Raw genomic sequence first — 13,940 nt, 5'->3', positions numbered from 1 at the left:
CCATCCGCGAACGGGGCTTTCGGGGGCGAATCGCGTGGAGGCCTTCTCGTCGAGTAGCGTTGCCGACCATGCGTCTCGTCATTGCCCGCTGCTCCGTCGACTACGCGGGCCGGCTCACCGCCCATCTGCCCTCGGCACCCCGTCTGATCCTCGTGAAGGCCGACGGCAGTGTCTCGATCCACGCGGACGACCGGGCGTACAAACCGCTCAACTGGATGTCGCCCCCCTGCACCCTCAAGGAGGGGAGCGGGGACGAGGCCGGCGTCTGGACGGTCGTCAACAAGGCGGGCGAGAAGCTCATCATCACCATGGAGGAAGTCCTCCACGACTCCTCCCACGAGCTGGGCATCGACCCGGGTCTGATCAAGGACGGCGTGGAAGCACACCTCCAGGAGCTCCTGGCGGACCGCATCGAAACGCTGGGCGACGGCTACACCCTGATCCGCCGCGAGTACATGACGGCGATCGGGCCGGTGGACATCCTGTGCCGGGACGCCTCCGGCGCGACGGTGGCCGTGGAGATCAAGCGGCGCGGCGAGATCGACGGCGTCGAGCAGCTGACCCGCTACCTGGAGCTCCTGAACCGGGACCCGCATCTGGCACCGGTGCGCGGCGTTTTCGCGGCCCAGGAGATCAAGCCCCAGGCCCGCGTTCTGGCCACGGACCGCGGCATGGACTGCGTGGTGCTGGACTACAACGCCCTCCGCGGCATCGAGGACGACAAGCTCCGCCTGTTCTGACGGCCGCGCCGCGCCCGGCCGGGCCCCGGGCGGGCCTGCCCGGGCCTGCCCGGGCCCGCCCCGCGCGGTCTACGCCGTCGCCGACGGGCTGGCCGGTGTGGCCGTCGCGGTGGGTGTCGGAGTCGGGGCCGGCGGCGTGGGCTCCGTGGTCGGCGGCGTCGGCGAGGGGTCCGGCGACGGGGGCTTCGGTCCGGTCGAGGACGGCTTCTGCGACGGCGGCGGCGAGACGGGCTTGCGCGACGGGGGGCGCGGCGGCTGGTTCGGGTCCGGGGTGACGGCCGATTCCGGGGAACCCGGATCCGAGGCTTCGGGGGCCGGAGTTCCCGGGTCCGCCACGGGATCGTTCCCGCTCGTGCCCGGCACGCCCGGCACCGTCGCCCCGGACGTCGGCGTCGACGACACCGCCGGGCCGTCCCCGCCCGCCGGGGTCTGCGGGTCGCCGTCCGAGCCCGTCATCGCCAGGGCCATCACCGTGCCCAGGGCCGCCACCGTCAGCGCTCCCGCCGCCGCCAGCAGCACCGGCTTGCGGCGCGGCTGCTTGCGCGGCGCCGGCGCGGGCACGGGCGCCACCGGCGGCGCCGGCTTGGGGGTGAGGGGGAAGGCCTCCTCGAACACCTCCGTGAGGGTCGTCGGGGCCTGCGAGCGGCCGATCACCGGCACGACGGGTGCCACAGGTGCCGCCGGCGCCACCTGCGCCACCGGCACCCCCAGCGGCGCCGTGGGCGCGGCCGCCGGCAGCGCCGCCGTCACGGCCTCCGCAGCACCCGTGGCCCCCGCGGCCCCCGCCGTCCCTTCAGGACCCGCAGGCGCCGGCGGCTCCAGCCGCAGCGGCGGTGACACCTCCACCCCCGCCTTCTCGCGGTCGGCGACCAGCGCGAGCGCCCGCCGCCCCGCCACCGTGCCCCGCTTGTCGGCGAGCGCGCCCTTCAGGCCTATGGAGGCCTCCAGTTCGGCCCGCGCCCGGTCCAGGCGCCCCTCGCACAGTGCGAGTACGCCGAGCTCGTGGTGGAAGTACGCCTGCTCCGCGACCTCTCCCGCCTTCCGCGCGGCCTCGGCCCCCGAGCGCAGCACCCGCTCCCACGCCTCCCAGTGCCGCGCGGCCGCGAACGCCGGGGCCGCGGTCCTGGCCAGCAGTACGGCGGCCACCACGTCCGCGCCGGCCAGCGCCGCCAGCACCGCGTCGGCCTCCGCCGCGACCCGCTCCGGGGTCACCGAGGCGTGTCCGGTCCACCAGGCGTAGTGGCGGGCCGCCGTACGGGCCTCCTCCGCCGCGGTGTCCCCGTACCCGGCCTCCTCCAGCTGCCGCGCGACCCCGGCGGCCAGCCGGTAGCGGGTGCCGACCGGGGTGAGCAGTCCGCAGCCCAGCAGTTCCGCGACCGCCGCGTCGGCGTGGGTGTCCCCCACGAGCGCCGGCAGGTGGGCGTGGTGCGGGAGCTCCCCGCCCAGCGCGCACGCGATCCGCAGCGCCGCCCGCGCCGACTCGCTGACCCGGGAGGCCAGCAGCTCGGCGGGGGCCGCGCCCTCGGCCAGCGTCGGCAGCGCCACGAACGCGGCGTCGCGCGGCCGCTCCTCGAAGACTCCGGGTTCCTCGTCCTCGTCCCCCGCTGAGGAAAGGTTTCGCCCATCGCGCTGGCGCAGCAGCGCCGCCGCCTGGACGAAGCGCAGCGGCAGTCCCTCGGACGCGAACCGCAGGTCGCCGGCCCAGGCGGTCTCGTCCTCGGTCAGCGCCCGGCCTATGCCCGCTTCCAGCAGCTGCACGCAGTCGGCCTTGCCGAGCCCGGCGAGGAAGACCTCCTCCAGGTGCGAGTCGTCGGAGGGGGCGCGGGTGTCGGGGGTGGCGGCCAGCAGATAGGCGCACTCCGGGGTGGCGCGCAGCAGCTCGTCGAGGGCGGCGCCGCCCATCTCCAGGTCGTCGAGGAGCACGATGGCGCCGATGTCCCGCACCCGGGCGAGGAGTTGGGTCCGCTCGGGGCGCTCCTGCGAGGCCTCGTACACGGCGGCGTACAGCGCGTGCAGCAGCTCGCCGGGCTGCTGGTGCCCGTACCCGCTGAGCCGTACGACGCCGTCGGGCGCCAGGCGCGCGCAGTCGGCGGCGACCGCGTCGAGCAGGGCGCTGCGGCCGGAGCCGGCGGGTCCGGTCAGCCGTACGGAACGGCCGCGGCCCAGCAGCCGTACGAGGCGCTCGCGCTCCTCCTCGCGGGCGAGGAGCGGCGGGGCGGGGGCGGCCGGTCCGGGCAGGAGGGGCGGCCGCCCGGCGGCGTCCCGGGCGGCGCGGCCGGCGGCGTCGCGCTTGGCGGGGGCGCTGCCGCCGGTGCCGGGCCGGCGCGGTTCGATCTCGCTGCCGTCGACGGGGTTCACGGTGAGCGTGAAGTCCCCGGCGGTGAGGGTGACGACGCGCGCGACGGCGGGGCCGGCGGCTGCCGGTGCGGGCGCCGCCGAAGCCGTCGCCGAAGGCGCGGACGCCGCGCCCGGAGGCACGGGTGCCGTCGCGGGCTGCTCCACCGGTTCGGGCTGCCCCTGCGTGCGGTCCATGACCTAGTCCCCCGATCGCGCCCTGCGCCGTCGCCGTCGTGTCGTACCGTCCGGCCTTCGCACATTCCGCTGTCGCTACGGGTCCGGTTTCCGCCCGAACCCTAGACGGTGCCCGGTCGTGCACGGAACCGCAGGGGTGCCATCACCACCGGACCGTTACGTTTCCGCAGGAAGGGTGGACGGTGACCGTGTCAGACCCTCGGGAGGGATTCCGCTTCCAGTCCGCCCTCGATCGCGAGGATGCGGTGCAGCCGGGTGGCGACGAGGAGGCGCTGCATCTGCGGCGGCACTCCGCGCAGGACGAGGCGGCGGCCGGTCCGGCCGGCCCGCCGGTGGGCTCCCATGATCACGCCGAGCCCGGTCGCGTCCCAGGAGTCGAGACCGGTGAGGTCCAGCACGAGGTCGCCGTGGCCGTCGTCGAGGGCGGTGTGGAGGGCCGTACGGGCGTCCGCCGCGCTGCGCACGTCGAGGCGGCCCCCGACAGCGAGTTCGGCGTGGTCGCCCCTGATGTGCATATGTGCTCCCGGCAGTCCTGGGTACGGGTACGTAGGGATCCGACTGGTCCGCGGTCGGCAACTCTCACTGCATCTGACTGCCGTTCGGGCAGCGAGGTTGCCGACCGTGAGCGAACCGATACCTAATTCACCCGTGCGGGTGCGGATATTCGAACTGGCGCTCAGTGTCGCTTCAGTGCTTGTAGAAGCCCTGACCGCTCTTGCGGCCGATGTCGCCGGCGTCCACCATGCGGCGCATGAGCTCCGGCGGCGCGAACTTCTCGTCCTGGGACTCGGTGTAGATGTTGCTGGTGGCGTGCAGCAGGATGTCGACGCCGGTGAGGTCGGCGGTGGCGAGCGGCCCCATGGCGTGGCCGAATCCCAGCTTGCAGGCGATGTCGATGTCCTCGGCGGAAGCCACGCCCGATTCGTACAGTTTCGCGGCTTCGACGACCAGCGCGGAGATCAGACGGGTCGTCACGAAGCCGGCGACGTCGCGGTTGACGACGATGCAGGTCTTGCCGACGGACTCGGCGAACGCGCGGGTGGTCGCGAGGGTCTCGTCGCTCGTCTTGTAGCCGCGGACGAGCTCGCAGAGCTGCATCATCGGGACGGGCGAGAAGAAGTGCGCGCCGACGACGCGCTCCGGACGCTCCGTCACGGCCGCGATCTTGGTGATCGGGATGGCGGAGGTGTTGGACGCGAGGATCGCGTCGTCGCGCACGAGCTTGTCGAGCGCGCGGAAGATCTCGTGCTTGACCTCGAGCTTCTCGAAGACGGCCTCGACGACGATGTCGACGTCGGCGACCGCGTCGAGGTCGGTGGTGGTCTTGATGCGGGCGAGCGCGGCTTCGGCGTCCTCGGCCGTCATCTTGCCCTTCGAGACGAACTTGTCGTACGAGGCCTTGATGCCGTCGGTGCCGCGGGTCAGCGCGGCGTCGGTGACATCACGCAGTACGACGTCCCACCCCGCCTGAGCGGAGACCTGAGCGATTCCGGAACCCATCAGTCCGGCACCGATGACGGCGAGCTTCCCAGCCACTGCACACCCCACGTTCTTCCATACGGCCCAGTCTCGTAGCCTCTCCGGCGGAGACTAGCGCCAGCGGGGGTTCGTGTGACCGCGAAGTAACACGCGTCACGTCTCAACTGACGGACATCACACCGATCCGGCCCAGCATCCCCCCGACCGCAGCCAGTTCACGCACCGGCGCCGGAGCGGTACCGCTCGTCGATGGCCTCCGGCCGGCCCAACCGCCACTCGGCGGCCTCCAGGTGCCCCGGATCCAGGGCCGTCCAGGCGCGGGCAGCGATGCAGCGGACGTCTCGGCGGGCAGGACCGCCTGCCCTTTCTGCGGGCGGCTCACTAGGCTGGCCGCATGGTGAACCTCACGCGCATCTACACCCGCACCGGCGACAAGGGCACGACCGCTCTCGGCGACATGAGCCGGACGGCCAAGACCGACCTGCGGATCTCCGCCTACGCCGACGCCAACGAGGCCAACGCGGCCATCGGCACGGCGATCGCCCTCGGCGGGCTGCCGGAGGATGTCGTGAAGGTCCTGGTACGGGTACAGAACGACCTGTTCGACGTCGGCGCCGACCTCTGCACTCCGGTCGTCGAGAACCCCGAGTACCCGCCGCTGCGCGTCGAGCAGTTCTACGTCGACAAGCTCGAAGCCGACTGCGACACCTACAACGAGCAGCTGGAGAAGCTGCGCAGCTTCATCCTTCCCGGCGGCACCCCCGGCGCGGCCCTGCTGCACCAGGCCTGCACCGTGGTCCGCCGCGCCGAGCGCTCCACCTGGGCGGCCCTGGAGGTGCACGGCGAGGTGATGAACCCGCTGACCGCGACCTACCTCAACCGCCTCTCCGACCTCCTCTTCATCCTGGCCCGTACGGCCAACAAGGAGGTCGGCGACGTCCTCTGGGTGCCCGGCGGCGAGCGCTAGCGGACACCCCGGCCTAGCGCTCGGCCGCGGCCCGTTCCTCCCGCGGCCGGTCCGCGGGAGGCTTGCGCGGCCAGAACGTGTACGTGGCGGCGATCACGGCCTGGATGCCGAGCACGCGCAGGGCGACGTACTGCCAGCTCTGCAGGCTGCCGGTGTCGGCCGCGCCGCCCACGTACCAGATCGCGCCCTGGAGCAGCCCGAGCGCGACGGCCGCCGCGACCAGCGTGCGGATCCACAGCTGCCACTCGTGGACGGCCCTGGCCCTGCCGTACTTCGGGCCGGGCGGCTTCGGGCCCCCGGCGAGGCGGTACGCCGCGTGCCGGTCGAGCCACTTCACCGTGTAGTGGCCGTAGCCGACGGTGTAGCCGATGTACAGCGCGGCCAGGCCGTGCGTCCAGCTCGGCTCGCCCCCGTTCTTGAGGTCCACGGCACTGGCGACCAGCAGGACCAGCTCCAGCAGCGGCTCGCACAGCAGGACCGCCGCCCCCAGCCTCGGCAGCTTCGCGAGGTAGCGCAGCGCCAGTCCGCCGGCCAGCAGCACCCAGAAGCCGACCTCGCAGGCGATGATCAGTGCGACGAGCACTGGATTCTCCCTTCCGTTGGCGCTTCGACAACCACGGGATCCAGCCTCCCGCGCGATCCGCACCGCCTCGTCGTCGCCGGTGACGAACCGTGACTGCATCCTTCGGTGTAGTGCCGCACCGCCCGGCATCCACCCCGGCGGCGACGCCCGGCCCTCCCCCACCCTGTTGGATGGGACCGTGACCCCGCCCATCGCCCCCGCGACGCCCGCCAGGACCTTCCGCCCCCACCGCGACGACGTCCTCCTCGCGGTGTTCAGCGTGCTCGCGGGCCTGCTGCTCTGGTCGCTCGGCATCTACAGCACGAACAACCGGCACTTCTTCCCCGCGTGGGCCGCCCTCGTCCCGCTCCTCGCCCTCGGCCCGATGGAACTGCTGCGCCGCACCGCGCCCAACGTCACCCTGGCCGTCGGCACGATCGGTGTGGTCGCCGACCAGTTCACCGTGGGGAACCTGGGCACCGTCCTGATCTTCACCGACCTGATGTACGCGGCCGTCGTCTACGGCAAGCCCGCCATGGCCCGGCGGCTCCCGGTCACCACCGGCCTGGTCACCATCGCCGTCACCATCGCCTCGGTGGCCTGGCTGCGCACCCCGCAGGCCCTGATGATCGGCGTGATCACCGGCATCGTGTGCTTCGGCCCGGCCCTGACCGGCGCCACCCTGCGCAACCACCGCGAGGCCGCCGAGGCCGCCCGGCTGCGCGCCGAGCAGACCGCGCTGCTGGCCGAAATGGACCGCAGCCAGGCCGTCGTCGCCGAGCGCGCCCGGATGGCCCGCGAGCTGCACGACATGGTGGCCAACCACCTCTCCGCCATCGCCATCCACTCCACGGCCGCGCTGTCCATCGACTCCCCCGCGACGAGCCGCGAGGCCCTCGGGGTGATCCGGGAGAACAGCGTGCAGGGGCTGGCCGAAATGCGCCGGCTGATCGGACTGCTGCGGGAGGCGGGCGCCGAGCAGGAGGCGGTCGCCACGCCCTCCCTCGACGGGCTCGACGCCCTGCTGGAGCAGGCCCGTGTCAACGGCGCCGCGAGCGGGCTGGACTTCGTACTGTTCGACGACCGGCCGCCCGGGGAGCCGCTGCCGGCGCCCGTGGAGCTGGCGGCGTACCGCATCGTCCAGGAGTCGCTGACGAACACCCTCAAGCACGCGGCCCCGGGCACGGTCCGGGTCCGCGTGACGCGCGCGGACGGGCTGCTGACCGTACGGGTGGAATCCCCGTACGGTGACCGGCCGGGCCCGCGCGCCCCCGGCTCGGGGGCCGGGCTGATCGGCATGCGGGAGCGGACGGAACTGCTGGGCGGGGAGTTCACGGCGGGGCGTACGGGATCGGTGTGGCTGGTGCGGGCAGAGTTGCCCGCGGAGGAGAAGGCGGTGACCGGATGAGCATCCGGGTGGTGGTGGCCGAGGACCAGAGGGCCGTACGGGCCGGGCTGGTGCTGATCCTGCGCAGCGCGGGCGACGTCGAGGTCGTGGGTGAGGCGGCGGACGGGGAGGAGGCGGTGCGCCTGGCGCGGGAGCTGCGCCCGGACCTCGTCCTCATGGACGTGCAGATGCCGCGGCTCGACGGGGTGTCGGCGACCCGCCAGGTGGTCGCGGAGGGGCTGGCGGACGTCCTCGTCCTCACCACCTTCGACCTGGACGAGTACGTGTTCGGCGCCCTGCGCGCGGGGGCGGCGGGCTTCCTGCTGAAGAACGCGGACGCGGCGGAGCTGATCGAGGCGGTACGGACGGTCGGGCGCGGGGAGGGCCTGATCGCCCCGGCGGTGACGCGGCGGCTGATCGCCGAGTTCGCGGCTCCGCGGCCGGTGAAGGCCCCGGTGGCGCCGGAGACGGCCGCGGCGGTGGCCTCGCTGACACGGCGGGAGCGGGAGGTGCTCGGGTGTCTGGGCGAGGGGCTCTCTAACGCGGAGATCGCGCTGCGGCTGGAGATGGCGGAGGCGACGGTGAAGACGCACGTCAGCAGATTGCTGGGGAAGCTGGAGCTGCGCAGCCGGGTCCAGGCGGCGGTACTGGCCCAGGAGTTGGGCCTCTAGAGGCACACCGGAGCGAAGGTCTGGACCTCTTGACGGTTGGTCCAGACCTTTCTACGCTCGCGGCAACTGTGGTGAGCGTGCCATGACAAGCGTGCTCACGGGCGGCGCAGGTCCCATCCCCAGTCGCGGTCGGCCCCACGGCCGCGACGGACCTACGGAGGAACACCCTTGAGCACAGCACGCGCAACAGGCACGGCACCCCCACCCCGCATGCGACTGCTGCGAAGGCTCGCCGCGACCGTGGCCGCCTTCGCCCTGCCCATCGCCGGCCTCGTGGCCCTGGCCGGTCCCGCCGAGGCCGCCGCCTCCGCGACGGCCACGTACACCAAGGTCTCCGACTGGGGCACCGGCTTCGAGGGCAAGTGGACGGTGAAGAACACCGGCACCACCACCCTCACCAGCTGGACCGTGGAATGGGACTACCCCTCCGGCACGACGGTCACCTCCGCCTGGGACGCAACCGTCACCAGCTCCGGAACCCACTGGACCGGCAAGAACGTCGGCTGGAACGGCACCCTCGCCCCGGGTGCCACGATCAGCTTCGGCTTCAACGGCGCCGGCTCCGGCGCCCCCGGCGGCTGCAAGGTCAACGGCGGCTCCTGCGACGGCGGCGGGACCCCCACCGACAGCCCGCCGTCGGCCCCCGGCACCCCCACCGCGAGCGGGGTCACCGACACCTCGCTGACCATCGGCTGGGCCGCGGCCACCGACGACAAGGGCGTCAAGAACTACGACGTCTACCGCGGCGGTGCCAAGGTCGCGACCGTCACCGGTACGAGCTACTCCGACTCCGGCCTGACCAAGGGCACGACGTACACGTACAGCGTCATCGCCCGCGACACCGCCGACCAGACGGGCCCGGCCTCCGGCTCCGTCTCGGTCACCACGACCGGCGGCGGCACCACTCCCCCGGACCCGGGCGGCAAGGTCAAGCTCGGCTACTTCACCGAATGGGGCGTCTACGGGCGCAACTACCACGTGAAGAACCTGGTCACCTCGGGCTCCGCCGCGAAGATCACCCACATCAACTACGCCTTCGGCAACGTCCAGGGCGGCAAGTGCACCATCGGTGACGCCTACGCCGACTACGACAAGGCCTACACCGCCGACCAGAGCGTCGACGGCGTCGCCGACACCTGGGACCAGCCGCTGCGCGGCAACTTCAACCAGCTGCGCAAGCTCAAGGCGAAGTACCCGAACGTCAAGGTGCTGTGGTCCTTCGGCGGCTGGACCTGGTCCGGCGGCTTCGGCCAGGCCGCGGCCAACCCGGCCGCCTTCGCCGACTCCTGCTACAGCCTGGTCGAGGACCCGCGCTGGGCGGACGTCTTCGACGGCATCGACATCGACTGGGAGTACCCGAACGCCTGCGGCCTGTCCTGCGACACCAGCGGCGCCGCCTCCCTGAAGAACGTCCTGTCCGCGCTGCGCACCAAGTTCGGCGGCAGCAACCTGGTGACCGCCGCGATCTCCGCCGACGGATCCAACGGCGGCAAGCTCGACCTCGCGGACTACGCGGGCGCCTCCCCGTACGTCGACTTCTACAACGTGATGACGTACGACTTCTTCGGCGCGTGGGACGCCAAGGGCCCGACCGCCCCGCACTCCCCGCTCACCTCGTACGCCGGCATCCCGATCGCCGGCTTCAACTCCGAGGCCGCGATCACCAAGCTCAAGGGCAAGGGCATCGCCGGCTCGAAGCTGAACCTCGGCATCGGCTTCTACGGCCGCGGCTGGACCGGGGTCACCCAGGACGCCCCCGGCGGGACCGCCACCGGACCGGCCACGGGCACGTACGAGCAGGGCATCGAGGACTACAAGGTGCTCAAGGGCAGCTGCCCGGCGACCGGCACCGTCGCCGGCACGGCCTACGCCAAGTGCGGCAGCAACTGGTGGAGCTACGACACCCCCGCCACCATCGCCGGGAAGATGAACTGGACCAAGCAGCAGGGCCTCAAGGGCGCCTTCTTCTGGGAGTTCAGCGGCGACACGGCCAACGGCGAGCTGGCCAACGCGATCCACACCGGTCTCCAGTAGCACGGACGGCCCCGGTGAACGACGGAGCCGGGAGACGGGGTCCGCCCCCCGTCTCCCGGCTCCGTCACGACATGGGGCCCTCAGGCCACGTTCACCCTCTGCCCGGGAGGCGCCGCCTCCAGCCAGGCCAGGAAACCCGTCAGCGCGTCCTCGCTCATCGCCAGCTCCAGGCGGGTCCCGCGATGGAGACAGCCGAGCACGACGGCGTCGGACAGCAGCGCGAGCTCCTCCTCGCCCTCGGGGGCGCGGCGGGCGACCACCTCGATGGAGGAGCGCTCCAGCAGCCGGCGCGGCCGCGGCGAGTACGAGAAGACGCGGAACCACTCGATGCGGTCACCGCTGTAGCGGGCGACCCCGTACACCCAGCCCTTGCCGGAGATGTCGGGTTCCTCGGACACGCCCCAGCGCAGGCTGCAGTCGAACGTACCGCCGGAACGCTGGATCAGTCTGCGGCGCAGCCCGAAGACAAACAGCCCGATCACCACCAGGGCTACGACCAGGCCGCTCACAAGCAGAGCGAGGAGCATCTTCACCGACCTCCTCGCTCATCGAATACCTCAAACGAAAAACGACCCGCATCGCCTCAGCCGCGACCCGGTCTGGAAAATTCCAGACCGGACCGCGGCTGAGGTCTCAAACCTGTTCGGTACGGGGCTCAGTGCCCCGTGACCGCGCGCAGCCGGACATCGGCGCGACGCTCGGCGGCCGCATCGGCCTCCGACTTCGCGCGCTCCAGTGCCCGCTCCGCCCGCTGGACGTCAATCTCGTCAGCGAGCTCGGCGATCTCGGCCAGCAGGGACAGCTTGTTGTCCGCGAACGAGATGAAACCGCCGTGCACCGCGGCGACGACAGTGTTGCCCTCGCTGGTACGGATGGTCACCGGGCCCGATTCCAGCACACCGAGAAGCGGCTGGTGACCGGGCATGACGCCGATGTCGCCGGACGTGGTGCGGGCGACAACAAGGGTGGCCTCGCCGGACCAGACATTGCGGTCCGCCGCGACCAGCTCGACGTGCAGCTCAGCAGCCAAGGTGGCTCCTCGGGTCACCACCCGGCGGGTCAGCCGGGTGTTGGGTCAAATTCTAATGGGCGTGGGGAGAGGGACGGGACACACCCGCCCCTCTCCGTCGAGACACCTGCCGGCACAGCCGGAGGGCCTTCGAACCGGGAGCGCTCCGCGAGGAGCGCGCCGGATCAGGAGACGCCCAGCTCCTTGGCGTTGGCCTTCAGGTCCTCGATGCCACCGCACAGGAAGAACGCCTGCTCGGGGAAGTGGTCGTAGTCACCGTCGCAGATCGCGTTGAACGCGGTGATCGACTCGTCGAGCGGAACGTCCGAACCGTCCACGCCGGTGAACTGCTTGGCGACGTGGGTGTTCTGCGACAGGAAGCGCTCGACGCGACGGGCACGGTGGACAACGAGCTTGTCCTCCTCGCCCAGCTCGTCGATACCGAGGATCGCGATGATGTCCTGGAGGTCCTTGTACTTCTGCAGGATCCCCTTGACGCGCATCGCGGTGGCGTAGTGGTCCGCCGCGATGTACCGCGGGTCGAGGATGCGGGACGTCGAGTCCAGCGGGTCCACGGCCGGGTAGATGCCCTTCTCGGAGATCGGACGGGAGAGAACCGTCGTCGCGTCGAGGTGGGCGAAGGTGGTGGCCGGCGCCGGGTCGGTCAGGTCGTCCGCGGGGACGTAGATCGCCTGCATCGAGGTGATCGAGTGACCGCGGGTCGAGGTGATGCGCTCCTGCAGCAGACCCATCTCGTCAGCCAGGTTCGGCTGGTAACCCACGGCGGACGGCATGCGGCCCAGAAGGGTCGACACCTCCGAACCGGCCTGGGTGTAACGGAAGATGTTGTCGATGAAGAAGAGCACGTCCTGCTTCTGCACATCGCGGAAGTACTCCGCCATGGTCAGACCGGCGAGCGCGACGCGAAGACGGGTGCCCGGGGGCTCGTCCATCTGGCCGAAGACGAGGGCCGTCTTGTCGATGACGCCCGAGTCGGCCATTTCCTCGATGAGGTCGTTGCCCTCACGGGTACGCTCACCGACGCCCGCGAAGACCGACACACCGTCGTGGTTGTTGGCGACGCGGTAGATCATTTCCTGGATCAGAACGGTCTTGCCGACACCGGCACCACCGAACAGACCGATCTTTCCACCCTTGACGTACGGGGTGAGAAGGTCGATGACCTTGACGCCGGTCTCGAACATCTCGGTCTTCGACTCGAGCTCGTCGAAGCGAGGGGCCTTGCGGTGGATCGGCCAGCGCTCGGTGACCTCGGCGTTCGCCTCGGGGTAGTTCAGCACCTCACCGAGGGTGTTGAACACCTTGCCCTTGGTGAAGTCACCGACGGGGACGGTGATGCCCTCGCCCGTGTCGGTCACCGCGGCCTGGCGGACCAGGCCGTCGGTCGGCTGCATCGAGATGGTACGGACGAGGCCGTCACCCAGGTGCTGCGCGACCTCAAGGGTCAGGGTCTTCAGCGCGCCATCCTCGGCCGGGTCGGCGACCTGGACCTTCAGCGCGTTGTAGATGTCGGGCATCGCGTCGACGGGGAACTCCACGTCGACGACCGGGCCGATGACCCGGGCGACGCGGCCCGTGGCGGCGGCCGTCTCAACAGAGGTCGTCATTACTTGTCACTCCCCGCGGTCGCGTCGGCCATGGCGCTGGCGCCACCGACGATCTCGCTGATTTCCTGGGTGATTTCGGCCTGGCGGGCCGCGTTGGCAAGCCGGGAGAGGCTCTTGATGAGGTCTCCGGCGTTATCGGTCGCCGCCTTCATCGCGCGGCGGCGGGCGGCGTGCTCGGAAGCGGCCGACTGCAGCAGTGCGTTGTAGATACGGCTCTCGACGTAGCGCGGCAGAAGGGCGTCGAGGACGTCCTCCGCCGACGGCTCGAAGTCGAACAGCGGAAGGACCTCGCCCTTCGCACCGTCCTCTTCCGGAGCCTTGTCGAGGCTGAGCGGCAGCATCCGGCCGTCGACCGGGTTCTGCGTCATCATCGACACGAATTCCGTGTAGACGATGTGCAGCTCGTCGACGCCACCCTCGGCCGTCTCCGTCTGGATGGCCTCGATCAGCGGCCCGGCGACGCGCTTGGCGTCGGCGTAGGTCGGGCTGTCGGTGAAGCCGGTCCACGAATCCGCGACCTTGCGCTCGCGGAAGCCGAAGTAGGCCAGACCCTTGCGGCCGACGATGTAGGTGTCGACCTCCTTGCCCTCGCCGCGCAGCCGCTCGGTGAGCCGCTCCGCCTGCTTGATGGCGTTGGAGGAGTAGCCGCCGGCCAGACCGCGGTCGCTCGTGATGAGCACGATCGCGGCACGGGTCGGCTGCTCGACCTCGGTCGTCAGGGCGTGCTTGGTGTTCGAACCGGTCGCCACCGCGGTCACCGCACGGGTGAGCTCGGTCGCGTACGGCATCGACGCCGCCACCTTGCGCTGCGCCTTGACGATGCGCGAGGCGGCGATCATTTCCATCGCCTTGGTGATCTTCTTGGTCGCCGTGATGGCACGGATGCGACGCTTGTAGACCCGGAGCTGCGCTCCCATGAGTCAGGTCCCTT

General features: G+C 71.5%; 13 protein-coding genes. 5 read left to right on the top strand and 8 right to left on the bottom strand.

Annotated features, from left to right (window positions below; all coding sequences use genetic code 11):
- The first annotated feature begins 68 nt into the window (after positions 1-68).
- On the top strand, positions 69-740 hold the full coding sequence (gene nucS / locus ADK52_RS10230) for an endonuclease NucS (protein ID WP_030857179.1): 672 nt from the start codon (positions 69-71) through the stop codon (positions 738-740).
- Positions 741-809: 69 nt separating this feature from the next.
- On the opposite strand, the gene ADK52_RS10225 is transcribed toward nucS, so the two are convergent.
- The 3 genes from ADK52_RS10225 to ADK52_RS10215 form a co-directional block, all read right to left on the bottom strand.
- Positions 810-3,272, bottom strand: coding sequence for a hypothetical protein (locus ADK52_RS10225; protein ID WP_053689437.1), 2,463 nt, complete (start codon positions 3,270-3,272; stop codon positions 810-812).
- A 191-nt stretch (positions 3,273-3,463) separates the two neighbouring features.
- Complete coding sequence (locus ADK52_RS10220; protein WP_030153791.1) at positions 3,464-3,787, bottom strand: STAS domain-containing protein; 324 nt, start codon at positions 3,785-3,787, stop codon at positions 3,464-3,466.
- A 172-nt stretch (positions 3,788-3,959) separates the two neighbouring features.
- Positions 3,960-4,808 (bottom strand): 3-hydroxyacyl-CoA dehydrogenase family protein, encoded by an 849-nt coding sequence (locus ADK52_RS10215; RefSeq protein ID WP_053689436.1) that lies wholly within the window; start codon positions 4,806-4,808, stop codon positions 3,960-3,962.
- Between the two features lie 337 nt (positions 4,809-5,145).
- Between ADK52_RS10215 and ADK52_RS10210 the strand changes: the two genes are divergently transcribed.
- Positions 5,146-5,718, top strand: a complete 573-nt coding sequence (locus ADK52_RS10210) for a cob(I)yrinic acid a,c-diamide adenosyltransferase (RefSeq protein WP_053689435.1) — start codon at positions 5,146-5,148, stop codon at positions 5,716-5,718.
- A 13-nt stretch (positions 5,719-5,731) separates the two neighbouring features.
- On the opposite strand, the gene ADK52_RS10205 is transcribed toward ADK52_RS10210, so the two are convergent.
- Positions 5,732-6,301: a hypothetical protein gene (locus ADK52_RS10205; protein WP_053689434.1), complete on the bottom strand. Its 570-nt coding sequence runs from the start codon at positions 6,299-6,301 to the stop codon at positions 5,732-5,734.
- Between the two features lie 166 nt (positions 6,302-6,467).
- On the opposite strand from ADK52_RS10205, the gene ADK52_RS10200 reads away from it, so the two are divergent.
- The 3 genes from ADK52_RS10200 (at position 6,468) to ADK52_RS10190 (ending at position 10,372) form a co-directional block, all read left to right on the top strand.
- Positions 6,468-7,688 (top strand): sensor histidine kinase, encoded by a 1,221-nt coding sequence (locus ADK52_RS10200; RefSeq protein ID WP_420714838.1) that lies wholly within the window; start codon positions 6,468-6,470, stop codon positions 7,686-7,688.
- Positions 7,685-8,338, top strand: a complete 654-nt coding sequence (locus ADK52_RS10195) for a response regulator (RefSeq protein WP_053689433.1) — start codon at positions 7,685-7,687, stop codon at positions 8,336-8,338. Before ADK52_RS10200 ends, ADK52_RS10195 begins: the two co-directional genes overlap by 4 nt.
- 210 nt (positions 8,339-8,548) lie before the next feature.
- On the top strand, positions 8,549-10,372 hold the full coding sequence (locus tag ADK52_RS10190; RefSeq protein ID WP_053689432.1) for a glycoside hydrolase family 18 chitinase: 1,824 nt from the start codon (positions 8,549-8,551) through the stop codon (positions 10,370-10,372).
- Between the two features lie 80 nt (positions 10,373-10,452).
- Here ADK52_RS10190 and ADK52_RS10185 read toward each other — a convergent pair whose 3' ends face one another.
- The 4 genes from ADK52_RS10185 to ADK52_RS10170 all read right to left on the bottom strand — a co-directional run bounded on the left by ADK52_RS10185 (position 10,453) and on the right by ADK52_RS10170 (position 13,926).
- A complete protein-coding gene (locus ADK52_RS10185; RefSeq protein ID WP_030153784.1) occupies positions 10,453-10,899 on the bottom strand; it encodes a DUF2550 domain-containing protein in 447 nt (148 codons plus the stop codon).
- A gap of 128 nt (positions 10,900-11,027) precedes the next feature.
- On the bottom strand, positions 11,028-11,402 hold the full coding sequence (locus ADK52_RS10180) for a F0F1 ATP synthase subunit epsilon (RefSeq protein ID WP_008738187.1): 375 nt from the start codon (positions 11,400-11,402) through the stop codon (positions 11,028-11,030).
- Positions 11,403-11,566: 164 nt separating this feature from the next.
- Positions 11,567-13,009 (bottom strand): F0F1 ATP synthase subunit beta, encoded by a 1,443-nt coding sequence (gene atpD, locus ADK52_RS10175; RefSeq protein WP_053689431.1) that lies wholly within the window; start codon positions 13,007-13,009, stop codon positions 11,567-11,569.
- Complete coding sequence (locus tag ADK52_RS10170) at positions 13,009-13,926, bottom strand: F0F1 ATP synthase subunit gamma (protein WP_053689430.1); 918 nt, start codon at positions 13,924-13,926, stop codon at positions 13,009-13,011. The genes atpD and ADK52_RS10170 overlap by 1 nt, the downstream gene beginning before the upstream one ends.
- Positions 13,927-13,940 lie beyond the last annotated feature (14 nt).

It is taken from the genome of Streptomyces sp. WM6372, assembly GCF_001279655.1.
In the GTDB taxonomy this organism is placed as follows: domain Bacteria; phylum Actinomycetota; class Actinomycetes; order Streptomycetales; family Streptomycetaceae; genus Streptomyces.
The sequence above is the reverse complement of the archived record's forward strand: the minus strand, read 5'-3'. Positions and strand labels throughout refer to the sequence as shown.